Below are 16080 nucleotides of genomic sequence, written 5' to 3' on the forward strand. Positions count from 1 at the left end.
TACTGTTAAAGGGGAAAATATCACGAGTTCTCAAAACAGTGATCTTCCATACACAATGAGCCTTTCAACTCATACGCACTGTTTAAGTATTGCTCATCTCCCCACAATTTATAGGCCAGTAAATACCAAAGCATCGCCATCACTAAGGTTCTTGGCTGCCACGCCTGTACACCACTTAACCAAAGAGACGCATCTTCGATACCTCGAATTTGGCAATACTGTTTCACCGCCTCTTCCACAGGCGCATCCGCGACTTGAATAGTCAAGGTCAAATCAAGCCTAGGGTCAGCAATACCAGCATACTCCCAATCAATGACTTTCACCCCACTCTCTCCCCGAACGAGGTTGTAACACCCCAGGTCAAAGTGACAAAGAGCTAGTGGAACCGGCACTACACTCGGTTCCGTGCGCCACTTCATGTATAGAGCCTCAAATTCCGTATCCGCATACTGACCATCAAGCTCAAGCCAATAATGATCGATGCGAGAAATATAAGAAAATGGAACCAAAGGGAGCGCGCTGATCGGGTGCTGATGAATAGTCGCCGCAATGGATAATAAATCTCTTACTGGTAGCCCTACATCCGAAAGTGCTTGCCCTTCGATCCATTCCACCAGTAAACCTTGATCGTGGATAAACACTGGCTTGGGGCCAATTTCTAACGAAGAGATAGCATTCAGAACTTGATATTCATTGTGGCGAGAAATTGAAAAAGCCTTGCAAACATTACTGGTCGGTCGCCAGATGTATACAAGGCCTTGAGAGGATTCCAACCGCCAACAGCGGTTGGTTAGCCCCCCGGTAACGGTTTGAACTTTTACCGGAGGCTCAGTAAAGAAGCCATCGAGAGCATTAAGACTCGGATCTAACTGTTTTGCTTGTTGCCAAGAAAACCATGCCATTGATGACTTCTCCATCAGTATCGATTAAAGACCGAATAAGCTCTTCGATTGCGCTTTACGAATTTCCGTTTCATCCGCCCACTCAATCAAACCTGTTTCTAGGTCCATTAGGCGCATGGTCATCTTGTAGTATACATCTTTATCGCTACCTGCATTTTTGACGATGCTAGATAGGTTACCGTAAAGCATGTATTGCGCACCCACCATTTTACCAAATTGGATCGCTGTGCTTTGGTTAACCAGCTCATCCGTGTTTTGGAAGTTAAGCTGTTCACGCACAGACTCAACACGATCCATATCAACAAAGCGGAACTTACCAGAGTTCAGCATCTTAGTAGAAATAGTGTCGGTAATGGATTCAGTGTCAATGTGTTCACTGGTCTTGTTCTTAATTCGCTCAACAAAAACGATAGGACGTTGATCACGAGTAATTGCTGCTACAGAACCCGACATCATCATGCTATCAACCATTTCAGCCGCGATTTTTTGTAAATCTGTTGAGCCAAAATCGATAGTCGTGGTTTCTGTTGCTTGCGCATCGCCGTAAGAGACTTTGTTAGAACAGCCACCCAAAATGACGGCAAGACCTAAAAGAGCAATAATACTTTTTTTCATGAGAGTTCCTTAGTTTTTCAATACCAGCGCATCGTTAGCGCGGCAGCTTCGGCAAAGCCGTTAAGATTAATTGTCTTGTGCTTCTCTAATTTGAACACGGAATTTGGTGCCATTTGGATTCACAGTAACTTCAGATAACGTGACTTGCTCAAACCCTCGCACAATCATTTTGCGCCATGGGCCAGGCTTGGTATTCACTTCTAAACCATTATTGTCATACCAATAGAAGCGGTAAAGAATGTGCTGGTCACCTTTATAGTTACTGCTTAGTTGCACCACTCCACGTGGACGATCATCAACGTAAGTGGTGGTGATGTTGTCAACTAATAAGCGACTACCCAAAACGTTATCATTAAAAAATACTTTTTGCGTTTGACCATCAATTCGAATACCAGCCGTGTTTTCGGCGCATCCAACTAAACCAATAGCCATTGCTAAACAAATAAGCCATGCTTTCATTACAGTCTCCCTAGCTGTTTATGCCACACGGTTGAGTGTGTTCCCTGACGAGATACCCATACCAATGTAGTCTGCTGTGCAGGCACTTCAAACTGATAGGTTTGATCACCCAAGTTTAAACTTTGTGTTCCCGGTTTCACGACTTTTGATGCCGTTTTCACTTGCGCTGGTAATGTTTGCCAACTTCTCGTATCCGGCTGCTCGGTCAATGTGTTCCATACATTGAAAAGTATGTTACCCACATCATCGCCTTTTTTCGCCGCCTCTTTTCGGATTCGATCTTTTGCCCAAACGCGAAGCGCTTGACGGATCACCATTGTAGTCAGACGTTCATTAAGATCGTTTTGTGCCATCGCATTAACATCAGTCAGCGTGCTAGAAGGCAATACCTGACCATTTAAAACCACATCGCTAAAACGTTGAGCACCCCGATTCGGATAATAAGGAAGCGCCAACGAATAAATGGCCCCATTATCGCGACTGTCGTAAATCGGTAGATCAATACGCCAACCTTTCAAAGCCTCCACAACGCCTTGTTCATCAATAACGATGACTCGACCTTGAGACTGAGTTAACCCAGAAGGTGCTTTACCATACCGTTTCTCTAGCATGCGTAAGTCTTCACGCATGCCTAGTTTCTTAGCGGCGTACAGCGTGCTTTCAACAACTTGTTTGTTGTCTGGCATCACAGCGAGTGCTCGTCGGTAATCAACATAAGCACTGTTTAAATCTCGTGACGCTTCATATAACAAGCCAGAAAGATAGAACAAATAGCCGTTTTGTACTGCGCTTAGTTTTTTACCAGCATCAGGGTAGCTCGCCAACACACTGCCTAAATTGGCAGACATGCCTTGCTTTTTCAGGTCTTTTTCTGCTGCTTTTAGTTCTTTTTCACGCGCCTTTCTTGCCGCTTCCTGAACTTGATTGGCTCGACGCACTTCAACAAGCGCCCCTTCCAAATCGTTTTTCTGTAAATAGTTTAGCCCGAGATAAAGGTGCAGAAAGCCAAGTTCATAATCGGCGGGATGATAATCTTGGAGATTGTCGTTCACTGCGAGAGAGCCGACGCTCGTTGCCGTTTCTGACACAGAAATAATCGCGCGATCTTGCTGAACACGAACGGCACGATCACCATTTTCCAGTGCTTTCAAACTTGTCGGGTAATCTTCAGCAAGAAAAGAAATACGGCCCTTTTCAAAGTTGCCAAGTATCTCGCCACCCACTTCGCTCGATTGAAGTTGTTTCGCTTTCGCATATTCCCCTGCAACAACGGCTTGATAAACTTCTTGATTCTGGTTGCTGTAGTGACTAAACAGATTGCCCGCAGACAAATTCGCGCAGCCAGAGGCCATTAAAGCCCAGCTCATCAGCCCTAACAGCTTTACACCTAGTTTCACATTTATCTCCACAAATGTGTCATTCGACAGGAAAAAGAAGTGGGTGAACTGCGCCACCCACTTTTTAAAGCTTAGCTCAATACCATTGGACCTAGAGGACGACCGCCTAATAGGTGCATGTGAATATGGTAAACCTCTTGGCCACCGTGCGGGTTACAATTAACGATCAGGCGATAGCCGTCTTCCGCAATGCCTTCCTCTTTCGCCAGTTTTTTAGCAACAGTGAACAAACGCCCCATCATTGCTTCATCTTCAGCTTCAACATCATTCGTTGTTGGGATCAATTTATTCGGAATAATGAGAATATGGCTCGGTGTGCGCGGGTTAATATCGCGAAACGCAGTCACCAACTCATCTTGATAAAGAATATCGGCTGGGATTTCCTTACGAATAATTTTACTAAAGATCGTTTCTTCCGCCATGAGGACTCCATTTTATAAAGGTAATTAGACCCCAATTAGTATGCGCCAACCAAAAGCGGAGCTCAATAAAAACAGTGTTCACTTAACATTATTAATCAAACGCTAATTAACGAAGCTTTTTTTGTCGTGTGCGTCATAAAATGCGCGTCACAAACTCAATACAATCCAATGAATTTTGTTACTTTTTTAAGACAATTATTATTTTTATACCCAAGTAAGCTCAAAATTCTTGGGTAGCTTGTCTATTTTTGGGAGAGGAAGCTCACTTATGCGAGGTTCAGTTATTAAAAGGATGTATGCGGGCTTTGCTCTGATCATCATCCTATTTGCCGTCACAATTGCCATTATGATGGGAGGAATGAGTGATATTCACGGGAAGTTTGGCACCGTGTCTAAATCATCCCTACCACTGGTATCGTTATCTAACCAAACCAGTGTTGAACTGCTTTCTGCCGACAAATCGTTTAAAGATTTTCTGACGACAGAGAATAAACAACGCATGGATGAAATGCGTCAGGAGTTTGCTAGATCTCAACAACGTTTCGAATCCACTTTGGGTCAACTGGAAACTGCGAGCCAAATCTATCCCTCTCTTGCCGAACCGTTTTCACAATTAAAAGCGTTAGAGCAGAGCTATTTTACTGAAGCTCTTGAAGCCATGGACAACTACGAAGCGATGTTCGCTGCGCAAGAAAAAGTGCAAAAATCGTCACGTCGCTTCCAAAAGCTGAATACCGAGTTGTCGGTCGGCCTTAAAGAATATGTGGCAGATCAAACCAGCATTTCTGTCAAAGTCATGGCGAAGAGTTACTTCATTAAGCTAAAAGATGCCGAAGTTATAACCTCTGATGCCCTCGCCAGCTCTGATCCTGAGTTTGTTACACAAGCCGTGACCAAAAACCGCAAAGCAGTGACTCATTTGAACTATGCTTTCCGTGGTTTAGTTACTCAATTACCTGAACTAAAAACAGCATTTGGTGAGTCGGTAGAACAATTCACACGCGACGTCGGAATGCGTGGAGGTGTCTTAGACCAGCACAATAATTACCTCAATGCTCGTGCAGCGCTATACAACAACATCGCCAACCTAGCGAATAAAGTTGATTCAACCATGGCGATTCTTGAGCAATTTACGACAACCGCAACGGATAAACTTAATGAATCGTTAGCAGACGCTGGTGACATTTATTCTGCGGGTGTGACAAAAGCCATCATCATTGGCGTTGTTGTCGTGCTACTTGCCACAGCGATTGGCTACCACATCGCGCACAGCGTTCGCGAGCCATTGACTCGTATTCTAAAAGTGCTTGAAAGCCTGACTGAAGGTGACATGACACAACGTATCGATATTCGCTATAACAACGAGTTCAGCCGAGTGAGTGGACACATTAACTCACTCGCCGACAGTCTTCACGAGATCCTAGTGAAACTCAACGAAGCGTCAGAGAACCTATCTTCGACCGCAGCAACAAACGAAAGCACGTCTTCGCAAGCGCAAAGCAAATTAAGCTCACAACGCGAGCAAACAGCAAACGTTGCGACCGCAATGACGGAAATGTCTCACTCAGTGCAAGAAGTCGCTCAAAGTGCACAAGGTTCACTAGAAATGGTGCAGCGTGTCGAATCAGCCTCTGAAGACGGCAGAAATGTCATGAGCAGCAATATCTCGACCATAAATCAACTGGAAACGCGTTTGAACGAATCCGTTTCCGCTGTCTCTGAACTTCAAAAAATGAGTGGTCAAATTGGTTCTATCCTCGATGTGATTCGCAACATTGCTGAACAGACTAACCTACTGGCATTGAATGCAGCAATTGAAGCGGCTCGCGCTGGCGAACAAGGTCGCGGCTTTGCGGTAGTGGCCGATGAGGTGCGTGTGCTTGCATCCAGAACCACTCAGTCCACCACTGAAATTGAATCGATGATCAGTAATCTGCAATCCAGCTCTCAGTCAGCAAATCAAGTAATACAAAGCTGTATGAGCGATATGGAGATGTCTGTTGAGCAAGCATCAAAAGCGAACAGCTCAATGGAAGAGATTCAAGCGCTAATCATCGAAATCAGCCAAATGAGTACGCATATTTCGCAAGCGGCAGCAGAGCAAAGTGAAACCTCAGCAGACATTGCAAGCAGTATTGAAGATATCAATAGTATCGCCGATGAAAGCTTCCAAGCTATGTCGAGCATCGCACAGACCAGTGAATCCCTGACTCACTTGGCTCATCAGCAGAATGAATTGGTTCACCGCTTTAAGTTATAAATAATTTATAAATTTGAGCATTAATTAGTGCAATCAACTGTATAAGGGCGACTTTTTGTTAAGTCGCCCTTGTTTTTTATCAGCCATGTCTACATATGATTAATATGGCCAGCTCATCCCCTTGCACATCTCTTTTCGAGCGGCCTCATAAAAAGGAAAATCTATGGCTGTTCATGTTGGTATTATCGACCAAGACCCAGTGAGATTGGTCACTCCTCTATTAGATAATCGTACGCTAAGCACACATATCGTCTTCATCGGAGACAAGAGCCAGTTAGATATATTTGACCGACTGAGTGCCGTTTTAGAGCAACGAGACATTACTTCCGAATTTTTTGAAATCCCATCCGCCGTCAATACTTCGCTGATCAAACAAGCGATTCAAAAACTGGCAAAAGATCTCCATGAGCGCGGCGAAGATGTGAAATTGAACGCCAGTTGCGGTCTTCGTCATCGCTTATTGTCTGTGTACGAGGTTTTCCGTACCTATCGCTGGCCAATTTTTGTGGTTGAGCCAAGTAGCGATAAGCTTTGCTGGTTATACCCAGATGGCAAAGAAGATACTCAAGTCGAAGACCACATTACGATTGCTGACTACCTCACTATCTTCGGCGCACGCGGCGAGTTCCACCACGTTGATTTACCTCCTCTTCTTGATAAAAAACTGTATGAACTTGGTGAACGCTGGGCCTCAAATGCGCTTGAACTTGGTCCAGGCTTAGCGACTCTTAACTACCTTGCAACCACATGCCGCAAAGAGCAAAAACTTGATGTGGAGCTTTCTGAAAAGCAACAAGGCTACCGTGAGCTCAACATGCTGCTTTCGGACCTAGTGGAAGCGCAAATCGCCACTTATGAGAATGGCGTTCTAACGTTTGCAGATGAAGATGCACGCCGCTTTTCAAACGGTGAATGGTTAGAGACTCTGGTACACAGCACGGTCAAGCAAATTCAAGATACGATGCCGACGATTCAAGATCGCTCTTTGAATGTTCAGGTTTATCGCAAACTTGGTGAAAGTGAAGTACGCAATGAGTTGGATGTTGCAACAGTGGTAAACAACAAGCTCCACATCATTGAGTGTAAAACCAAAGGTATGCGAGATGACGGCGATGACACCTTGTACAAGCTAGAATCCCTCAGAGATCTGCTAGGTGGTTTACAAGCACGTGCAATGCTGGTGAGCTTCCGACCGCTTCGTCACAATGACATTACTCGTGCAGAAGATTTGGGGCTAGCTCTGATTGGCCCTGATGAGCTTAAAGACTTAAGAACACACCTAACGGCTTGGTTTAAAGACGCAGGTGGCTCGGACGAGATCTAGTATCAGTGATAAAAGCTAGAATTCAAAATGATCAAAAGCAGCGTTACAGGCTGCTTTTTTCATACCTAATTTTTAAGTGTGGGTTTAGATAGGTAGAAAAAAACCAGAGGCGTGCCTCTGGTTTTTCCGTTTGTTTAAAATGCCAATTATCGCGGCTTACAGCATTTTACGCGCTGCTTCTACTACCACCTTAATTGAACGAGCTTCCGTCTCTTTCAGAGTTGAATGATCTGGAATCTCTTTTTGTGTACGGTTGATGATTACACCCGCCACACAACCTGCTTTTAGACCAGAGCTCGCACACATTGTTAGCAATGTCGCAGACTCCATCTCAAAGTTAAGTACGCCCATGTCTTGCCATTCTTGCATAGAACCTTGGAAACGCTTAACAACGCGACCAGAGAACGTGTCGTAGCGCTCTTGACCTGGGTAGAAAGTATCACTTGAAGCTGTCACACCCATGTGAACCGCAGCGCCAGACTCTTCTACTGCCGCTTTCATTGCAGTTGCTACTTCAAAGTCAGCAACTGCTGGGAATTCCATTGGCGCAAAGTGTAGGCTCGCACCGTCAAGGCGAACTGACCCCGTCGTTACGATCATGTCACCTACGTTTACATGCGGTTGAATTGCGCCAGTTGTACCAACACGTAGGAAAGTACGAACACCAAGCTGCGCGAGTTCCTCAACTGCGATAGAGGTAGAAGGGCCACCAATACCTGTAGAACAAACCACAACAGGTTTACCGTCTAATTCGGCACGGTATAGCGTGTATTCACGGTGACTTGCTAGAAATACTGGGTTTTCCATTTGTTCTGCGATTTTTTGAACGCGCGCTGGATCACCAGGAATGATGGCTAGAGTCGCACCATTAAGATCAGCTTCAGTAACACCTAAATGAAATACAGCTTGAGACATAAGTCGCTCCTTATTGTGGCTTATTTTATGAACAATAAGCTCATTAATCAGTTGTTGGGTACAAATGCACTGTAGCGAACCTTTCACCAACATAGAGTGATCACAATCACAATGAGAAAATGTAATGAAACTATAATTTCACCCAAAACAAGCAATGATCACACTTTTGGAGAGTTTGGCTCATTTTGTTGCATAGCGATGCGTGATTTCAAAAACAAACTAAGACATCTTATTGAATTTCGTCGATACGGTTAAAAAAGCCCGAGACACGAATGCCTCGGGCTTTTTATTAGCTAGTTAGGTAGGTCACTTGGCCTGCTTGGACTCAAAACGGAGTAATCTCAACGCATTTAACGTAACCAGTGCAGTTGCGCCGCTGTCGGCTAATACTGCCACCCATAGACCCGTAATGCCCAATAAACTTGTCACCAAGAAAACGCCTTTCAAACCAAGCGCTAACGCAACATTCTGACGAATATTACTTAACGTCGCACGCGATAGTTCTATCATGGCAGGTAACTCAATCAGACGATTGTGCGTTATTGCCGCGTCGGCCGTTTCCAGCGCAACATCCGTACCGCCTCCCATCGCAATACCGATACTCGAAGCTTTCATCGCTGGCGCATCATTAATACCATCTCCCACCATTGCAACGGTGTGTTGCTGTGATAGTTTCTCGACGTAATGCACTTTATCTGCTGGTAATAAGCTTGCTTTATAATCCAAGCCTATTCTGGTCGCCATTGCTTCAGCACTTCTCGGGTTGTCACCGGTTAGCATCACCGACGTTATCCCAAGCTCCTTCAACGTAGCGATAGCTTCTTGGGCATCTGGGCGCAATGTATCTTGCCATGCGATCACGCCAATGACCTCGTAATCGTAACGCACAATAACAACCGTTTTACCTTGTTGTTCCAACGTCACCACTCGCTCTTCGGTTTCTTGAGAAAGTGGGAAATCGGCCTTAGAAGGCGTGACTACTTGGACTATTTTCCCATCGACGTAACCTGTGACACCAGAGCCCACTTGCGCGGTTTTATCTAGCGCTTCAGGAATAGGAAGCCCCTGCTGTTGCACTTTATTAACTAAAGAAACCGCGAGAGGATGGCTTGAGCCAACTTCGATTGAGGCTGTCAGGCTAAGTAACTTGTCTTCATCTACATCAAAAGCAAAGACGTCGGTCACCTGCGGCTTACCTTGCGTCAATGTACCGGTTTTATCAAATGCGACGGACTCCACCTTACCAAGCAACTCAAGCGCCGCACCACCTTTGATTAATGCCCCCCGCTTCGCCGCAGCCGCCAAGCCAGAAGTAATCGCTGCAGGCGTTGAAATAACCAACGCACAAGGACAGGCGATCAGTAACAGGGCAAGTCCTCGATAAATCCACGTTTCCCACGGTTGAGCAAACAACAGTGGTGGCGTGACGATAACCATCAGGGACACCAACATCATCAGCGGCGTATACCAACGGCTGAATTTATCCAGAAAACGTTCTAATGGTGCCTTACGAGATTCTGCTTCTTCAATCAAATGGAGAATTCGGTCAATCGCATTCTCGCCTTGACGAGAAGTCACCTGTAAACGAACGACTTTATCGACAACCACAGCTCCGGCCATCACTTTGCCACCCGTTTGGTGCTCAACGGGAACGGATTCTCCCGTTAACGCACTTTCGTCAAAACTCGCAAGCGCATCTTGCAACACACCATCCGCTGGCAAACGACCACCGGGGGCAACTTCTATAATATCCCCCGGCTTAAGCTGAGCTGCAGGCACCTCTTTACGCTCACCATCAACAATTAAAATTGAATTTTCTGGGACTAAGTCCATTAGCGCTTGGACACCACTTCGAGCGCGGGATGATGCATATGCTTCTAACTTTTCACCAATAAGGAAAAGCAATAACACCATTGCCGCTTCAGCGGTTTCACCTAAATATAAAGCGCCGAGCGCTGCCACACTCATTAACGTTTCAATCGCAAAAGGCGTACCGCTACGCGCCAACTTGAACGCTTTGAGCGCAATTGGGTATAAACCCAGTAAACAGGTCAACGTGAATAACCAAGTGCTTATTTGAGGGTCGATCTTAGAAATTATTGCCGCGACAACCATCGCACTAGCAATAGAGAGAATTTGAATGTTGTCTTTTACTACCCCACGCCAGCCCTTCGTTGCGGTATTTGGTTTTGGAGCATCGAGTGAAGAAAGTGGAAAACCTGTTTGTTGGGCTGTATGCTCTATCGTAGAGGTCAGCTCGCGATCGTCAAAATCGACAACCAGTTTTTCTGTTGCAAACAAGACTTTTGCTTGGCTAACACCTTCCAAAGACGTAATAGCCTTCTCAAGCTTTTGTGCACATGAAGGGCAATCCATACCTGACACAAGCCACGAGTTTCGAATTGAGGAATCATTCTCCCTTGAGGGCTCTTCTTCCTCACCTGGGTCGGCGCTACAACTCCCTCCGCTGCAACATGAACTTTCAGACACTTCTACGCCAGCTTGAGAAATGTTGAGTGAAGATTTTACTGGTGCGCAGCACGACTCGCTCGCGCCAAGCGGCACCGCAGTTTTGATTTTGCTAGATTGGCAACCTTGATGTTTCGTACACATAATTTATTTTCCTTATTGGTGTAGGCTCTTTGCCTATGACTAAGGATAAACCTTAGAGCTAGCTCCAAGGTCAAGGTGATTTTTTAAAAACTCGTCGATTGAAATAAAAAAGACGCCGAAGCGTCTTTCCAAATGACTTATTTAAAAATCAAGCACCTATGATATTTGATCAGAAAGGTTAAACTGGATGCTTAAAACATTCATTTAAAGTCATCCCGATGGCGCGCAGCACATCTCGCCTAGTGATAACGCCGACCAATTTACCTTTGCCGTCAACCACTGGATACATTTTTGGCTTACCAATCTTCATCATGTCAGCCAACTCAATCACTGACATGTCTGGAGAAACAGATAAAACATCGTCATGCATACACTCTTGAACGGTATGCGTATCTTGGCAGTGATAACTCGCTTTCACCAATTTATCTAACAAGTCTTGCTCTGATAAGAATCCAACTACCTTTTCATTCTCATCAATGACGGGCCCACCTAATGTGACGCTTTGCATGACTTTATTCAAAGCAGCCGAAAGTGACATATCTTTAGTGAAGGTCACCGCTTGCAACGTCATGTAATCTTTTACTTTTAATGAATGCATTCTTATCTCCTTAAGGGCATTTTATTGCGGCCTTTAGATAAGTGTCGCCTAATTTCCTGAATTTACTAAATGGAAATGAGTAATTTTATTTATAGGTGCAGCCTATTGATCTGAATCAAAATTAAGTCATCCTCGGCATTCACTGTTGTTTAATTGAGTACAACTTGCAAATGGGCTCATTTTTGACAGGTGGTAAATACAACAAAGCCAGTCAAATTGACTGGCTTCATTATTGGCGCATAGTTACATTAACAATGATGTCGACGCATATTGTCTAAAATAATACCGGTTGCCATTGCGACATTCAGCGACTCAGCACCACCAAATGCCGGAATCGTGATCTTATTTGTTACGAGCTTCGCAGCTTCTTCACGTACGCCGTGGGACTCGCTGCCCATCAACAAAATACCTTCAGCAGCGAATTCCGTTTTATGAACGCTCTCCCCTTCCAGAAACGCGCCATAAACTGGCAAGTTGGCTTCTTCTAAGTAACTTGGCAAATCCACCAGACTCACTTGTACGCGGCCAAAACTGCCCATGGTCGCGCTGATCGTCTTAGGATTATACGGATCAGCACAATCTGTACTCGCAATAATGTGCTTGATGCCATACCAGTCTGCGACACGAATAATCGTTCCTAGATTACCTGGGTCAGATACGCCATCTAGCGCAATCATCAAGCCTTTTGCTTGAGGCACTTTTACACTCGGGATTTCAACCACTGCAATGGCCGCGTTATTGCTCACGAGAGTGCTCGCTTTGGTCAGGTCGTCAAGCGATGCTTCAATGCAATCAAAACTACTTAGCGTACTAGCGTTTTGTTCGAGAAATGCCTCGGTTGCGAAGACATGCTTCACCTTTAATGAACTACTTGCCAGCTCTAAAACGTTCTTTTCACCCTGAACTAGGAATAAGCCATGCGCTTTACGCTGTTTCTTTTGACCTAAAGCACGAAGCAGTTTTAATTGGTTTTTTGAAATCATTAAAGTATCCCAGGTGAAAATGGTTATTCGGCGAATGTACTCGAAACAATCTTCACGACAGTTCGGTATCAAGCGCGTGAGATTATAAATTATACCTAAATAACCTCAAGAAACTTGATTCATCAGAAGACTTTGAAGAGCAAACGCAGTAAAAGAGGGTTCAAAAACGAAAAAAGCCCTGCGATATACGCAGGGCTTTTAAAGGGTGGGACCCCAGCCACATCCCGGCACACAAGTCACCCGCTGCGGCTGCTTCCTTCCGGACCTGACCGAGTTCACGAGCTATTGTTGCGAGAGGACCAGAGCCCCATAATTCTTTTCGAGAGGACTTGCCTCAATCGATGGGGCGATTATTCAGTATCAGCCCTCATAATGCAAGAGCAAAAACCTTGAATTTCGTCATTTCATTACCGTTTGGACAAAACTCGATCAATTCATTCCTCTACGATTGAGCCACGTAACGATGAGAAGAAGAATAGCGGCGTGTTGACTGCTTACTTGAATACATATCTTCATCAGCTAAATGCATGGCTTGCTCTAAGCTCATGTGCTGTTCTCTTTTTTCAGAGACACCGATAGAGATACCCACAGACTCTAACTCACTACACAGTTTGCCTTTTACATCAATTCTGCTGAGCTCTTTCATTGCCCTATTTAATTCTGCTTGAGTCGGGTAGCCCAACAAGATGAACTCATCTCCCCCTATCCGGTAACTTTTCCCTGACCATACATAATGAATTTTTAGCGCCAATAATTGCAACACCTCATCACCAGCACGGTGACCGTACGTATCATTGATTCGTTTGAAGTGGTTAATATCTAAGTAAAGTATGGATAGCTCTTTGTTTACGCCTTTTCGATGTTTTACTTGCAACGCGCGGCGATTTCTTAACCCCGTTAAATTGTCGGTATTCGATTGACGATAAAGATAAAGCGAAACGCAAATCGCAAACAACAATACAAAGACAAACACAGCCTGCGTTTGCGTTGCCAGCCGAACCTCATATTCAAGCGCGGTACGCCAATCTGGGCGCAGGTCGTACTGGGCAATGATCTTATCAACTTCCAACATCGCTATCGCTCGACTGAAAAAAGGAGCAAGCATGGCACCTTTCTCGTTCGCCACCAATCCAACAGAAAGTTGTGACTGATAAAACTCACCAATCGCCGTGTCCTGCTCTATCGGAACCAACTCGCTCAGACGTAAAAAGTGGTTGAGCATCGCGGTATCCATCGGAATGTAATCGACCTCTTCATTCAATAAACCCTGAATGAGTTCTTGTTGGGTACGATAACGTTTCAGCTCTTTTAGCGGTAAAAGTTGTGTCATCATTTGGTCGAAAAAGTCGTCCTCAACCACACCAATCCGCTCAGAGATCAACTGTGACACATGAGAGTAAGTGTTCGGCTTGTAACCTAAACGCTTGACCATAACGGATGCTGGTGAGTAATGGGGCTTGGGAAAGTAACTAAATTCATGTCGCTCGCGACTGACCGTTAACGGCGCTAAAATTTCAAAGCTCCCCTGCATAAACTCGTGATACATGGAGCCCCAACTTTCATTTGGCTCACTAATGATCACGCAGTTTAATGCCAAGATCTCACAGCTTCTCAGGACGACATCTGCCGTCATCCCTTCGATACTGCCGTCTTCGTTGTAAACAACATATGGAAAGATAGATTCGAGCTTGATCCGTATAGGCTCACTAAAATCGAGAGGTAATAAGCGAATAGATTCTCGCAATGCCGCTCGCCTTAATTCAAATTGATACTGGGAGATCTCTTCACGAAGTTGCTTTTGCACTCCTTCCCCATGAATAAACGTAGCGAACGTATCCAACTCTTCGAGATGATGATCTTTTTTACTGATGATCGATACTGGCTTTATCGAAATCTGATCATTTAACATCTTAGCGTCAAAGCCCTCCAGCAGCATCGGCTTAAGCTGATTGATGGCATCGACTACGCCTTCAACAACGCCTGATCTCAGTAACGTTACCGCTTGCTCATGACCTTGATAAGAGACCTGTTTTAGCTCCGGGTAGTATTGTTTAAGTAATTCAGCGTAAACCGTATCTTTAGGGACGCCAACTCGTGAAATGTCACTCAACGTCGAGTCTTTTAATCCAAAAAGGTAGGTATATTCGATATTAGTTGGACGGGAGTAACTAAAGCGTTGAGCACGCTCTTCTGTGTAAGTGATATTCGCAGCAAAGTCCGCTTCCCCATTCGCGACGGAATTTAGAATGGCATCAAAGCTGGAATAGTTCACATATTGAACGGTAAAGCCGAACTCTTTCGATGCAGCATTAAAAAGAACACGGGTGACGACATCATCCGCTTCTGTCGCAACTTTATAATGAGCAATTAAAGGTGATTCAGCTTTTACATTCAAACTCAGTAGGCAACAAGTAAAAAGCAACAGTGTTCGAGCAAAGGTAGTCATGACAAACTTATCTTAAATCAACCACTTATAATGTGGTTATTATTATTGGAAGTTTAGTAAATATGAAATGAAGAACATATACTAATCTTCATTTTGTTCCACAACCAATTCGATAGTCTGCCGCACGTGTCACTTTTTACCTGACGAAATACTCATAATTCTGCCTGTTCATCGCTGCTACGTAAGATATAGTCCGTCATCCAAGCCGTTCCTAACAAACAGATCCAAACAACAAAAACAGGGTTTGGTACATCTGTAGTCGGACTTACCACTAAGGCAGCAAAGCCAACTGTCGGTAATGTCCAGCACAATAGTTTACTCCAACGAATGGAGTGTTTGAGCTTCGCGAGGGTTTCCATTGAAGCCAGCATTCCTGTCACGCTCAGTGCCACAAGAACGGCATATGGCAAGCCAGCAATCCATAATGGGAACAACAACAGCATCGGCCACCAGCTGTGCTTATTGGATGGGGTCCAATGTACAGCAGACCACCACATCGCCATGACAGCGACAGTTTGAACCACTGTAACCCAAGCGGAGCCATCTAGCTTCCCACCTTGTTGCGTGACCATAATACCGACTTGTAGAGTAAGTACGATTAGGCCTGCGGTGAGCAGAACGCCCAACGAACTTCTACGAGAGAACACTACCATTAAAAGTGGGAAAAGGATCAAAATACCAATCGATAGCGCGATTGGTTGCATTGAGAGCGTAGCGCCAAAAGCCATCATTGCGCCCAGCAACACCAAGCCTGCAAACCCGCCTTGTGGCAAGATCCACAACGCCGGGATCATGAGTGCAAGAACGGGAATATCTCCCTCGCTCAAACTCATCGCTCGAACGCACACCACTGCGAGTAAAGTCGTAATGAAAAATTGAAGTGTCGATAAAATCATAGCGCCTCCTGGCTTCCCCACCTACTTGGTAACTCAACGGCAAAAACTGGGATTAAAAGTCGTTGAGAGGGTCTAGATTCAAGCTTAGCTTGTGTTTGTTTTATGCTTTTTAACGCTCATTAACATACGGCACGACTGAAGAGAAAATGTGATCAACAAAAGTCAATCGCGGGCAATATAAACGTTAAGAACCGTTAGCAATATACAAGTCCGATGGTTTACCATTCCTTAGTAATCCACAATAGACACT

The 16080-nt window shown here is 44.9% G+C and carries 13 protein-coding genes and 1 other RNA gene; 2 read left to right on the forward strand and 12 right to left on the reverse strand.

Annotated elements, in window-relative coordinates:
- Positions 1-20 precede the first annotated feature (20 nt).
- From thiK to hinT, 5 genes are all read right to left on the reverse strand, one after another.
- Positions 21-902: a thiamine kinase gene (gene thiK / locus R2S67_RS18300; protein ID WP_317346546.1), complete on the reverse strand. Its 882-nt coding sequence runs from the start codon at positions 900-902 to the stop codon at positions 21-23.
- A 24-nt stretch (positions 903-926) separates the two neighbouring features.
- Entirely contained in the window at positions 927-1517 is a 591-nt protein-coding gene (gene lpoB / locus R2S67_RS18305) for a penicillin-binding protein activator LpoB (RefSeq protein ID WP_005378467.1), read from the reverse strand.
- 66 nt (positions 1518-1583) lie between these two features.
- Positions 1584-1976 carry a YcfL family protein gene (locus R2S67_RS18310; RefSeq protein ID WP_005390620.1) on the reverse strand — a complete coding sequence of 131 codons (393 nt, stop codon included), beginning with the start codon at positions 1974-1976 and terminating at the stop codon, positions 1584-1586.
- The gene (locus R2S67_RS18315) at positions 1976-3373 is read right to left on the reverse strand and encodes a hypothetical protein (protein WP_317346547.1); all 1398 of its coding nucleotides are present in this window, start codon (positions 3371-3373) and stop codon (positions 1976-1978) included. The genes R2S67_RS18310 and R2S67_RS18315 overlap by 1 nt, the downstream gene beginning before the upstream one ends.
- A 71-nt stretch (positions 3374-3444) precedes the next feature.
- Positions 3445-3795, reverse strand: a complete 351-nt coding sequence (gene hinT / locus R2S67_RS18320) for a purine nucleoside phosphoramidase (protein ID WP_005390611.1) — start codon at positions 3793-3795, stop codon at positions 3445-3447.
- Between the two features lie 268 nt (positions 3796-4063).
- Here hinT and R2S67_RS18325 point away from each other — a divergent pair, with 268 nt between their 5' ends.
- On the forward strand, positions 4064-6055 hold the full coding sequence (locus R2S67_RS18325) for a methyl-accepting chemotaxis protein (RefSeq protein ID WP_317346549.1): 1992 nt from the start codon (positions 4064-4066) through the stop codon (positions 6053-6055).
- Positions 6056-6218: 163 nt separating this feature from the next.
- Entirely contained in the window at positions 6219-7379 is a 1161-nt protein-coding gene (locus tag R2S67_RS18330; protein WP_005390608.1) for a DUF1887 family protein, read from the forward strand.
- 156 nt (positions 7380-7535) lie between these two features.
- Here the strand turns inward: R2S67_RS18330 and udp are convergent, their stop codons facing one another.
- From udp to R2S67_RS18365, 7 genes are all read right to left on the reverse strand, one after another.
- A complete protein-coding gene (udp, locus tag R2S67_RS18335) occupies positions 7536-8294 on the reverse strand; it encodes a uridine phosphorylase (protein ID WP_012842006.1) in 759 nt (252 codons plus the stop codon).
- A gap of 306 nt (positions 8295-8600) precedes the next feature.
- Complete coding sequence (locus R2S67_RS18340) at positions 8601-10907, reverse strand: zinc/cadmium/mercury/lead-transporting ATPase (RefSeq protein ID WP_085343467.1); 2307 nt, start codon at positions 10905-10907, stop codon at positions 8601-8603.
- A 178-nt stretch (positions 10908-11085) separates the two neighbouring features.
- Positions 11086-11505: a CBS domain-containing protein gene (locus R2S67_RS18345; protein WP_005390603.1), complete on the reverse strand. Its 420-nt coding sequence runs from the start codon at positions 11503-11505 to the stop codon at positions 11086-11088.
- A 248-nt stretch (positions 11506-11753) separates the two neighbouring features.
- Positions 11754-12488 (reverse strand): RNA methyltransferase, encoded by a 735-nt coding sequence (locus R2S67_RS18350; protein ID WP_109168575.1) that lies wholly within the window; start codon positions 12486-12488, stop codon positions 11754-11756.
- Positions 12489-12696: 208 nt separating this feature from the next.
- An RNA gene (gene ffs, locus R2S67_RS18355) (signal recognition particle sRNA small type) lies at positions 12697-12793 on the reverse strand.
- A gap of 137 nt (positions 12794-12930) precedes the next feature.
- Complete coding sequence (locus R2S67_RS18360) at positions 12931-14934, reverse strand: GGDEF domain-containing protein (RefSeq protein ID WP_317346551.1); 2004 nt, start codon at positions 14932-14934, stop codon at positions 12931-12933.
- Between the two features lie 152 nt (positions 14935-15086).
- Entirely contained in the window at positions 15087-15830 is a 744-nt protein-coding gene (locus R2S67_RS18365; RefSeq protein WP_046874702.1) for a hypothetical protein, read from the reverse strand.
- Positions 15831-16080: the final 250 nt, after the last annotated feature.

The sequence above is a fragment of the Vibrio sp. T13N genome (genome assembly GCF_032970445.1).
Taxonomy (GTDB): Bacteria; Pseudomonadota; Gammaproteobacteria; order Enterobacterales; family Vibrionaceae; genus Vibrio; species Vibrio diabolicus.

Bases quoted from the DNA above. Each gene is read 5' to 3' on its own strand.
- R2S67_RS18330 (WP_005390608.1), top strand. From the start codon at position 6,219: ATGGCTGTTCATGTTGGTATTATCGACCAAGACCCAGTGAGATTGGTC.
- R2S67_RS18365 (WP_046874702.1), bottom strand. From the start codon at position 15,830: ATGATTTTATCGACACTTCAATTTTTCATTACGACTTTACTCGCAGTG.
- R2S67_RS18360 (WP_317346551.1), bottom strand. From the start codon at position 14,934: ATGACTACCTTTGCTCGAACACTGTTGCTTTTTACTTGTTGCCTACTG.
- R2S67_RS18350 (WP_109168575.1), bottom strand. From the start codon at position 12,488: ATGATTTCAAAAAACCAATTAAAACTGCTTCGTGCTTTAGGTCAAAAG.
- R2S67_RS18325 (WP_317346549.1), top strand. From the start codon at position 4,064: ATGCGAGGTTCAGTTATTAAAAGGATGTATGCGGGCTTTGCTCTGATC.
- R2S67_RS18345 (WP_005390603.1), bottom strand. From the start codon at position 11,505: ATGCATTCATTAAAAGTAAAAGATTACATGACGTTGCAAGCGGTGACC.
- R2S67_RS18340 (WP_085343467.1), bottom strand. From the start codon at position 10,907: ATGTGTACGAAACATCAAGGTTGCCAATCTAGCAAAATCAAAACTGCG.
- lpoB (WP_005378467.1), bottom strand. From the start codon at position 1,517: ATGAAAAAAAGTATTATTGCTCTTTTAGGTCTTGCCGTCATTTTGGGT.
- R2S67_RS18310 (WP_005390620.1), bottom strand. From the start codon at position 1,976: ATGAAAGCATGGCTTATTTGTTTAGCAATGGCTATTGGTTTAGTTGGA.
- hinT (WP_005390611.1), bottom strand. From the start codon at position 3,795: ATGGCGGAAGAAACGATCTTTAGTAAAATTATTCGTAAGGAAATCCCA.
- udp (WP_012842006.1), bottom strand. From the start codon at position 8,294: ATGTCTCAAGCTGTATTTCATTTAGGTGTTACTGAAGCTGATCTTAAT.
- thiK (WP_317346546.1), bottom strand. From the start codon at position 902: ATGGCATGGTTTTCTTGGCAACAAGCAAAACAGTTAGATCCGAGTCTT.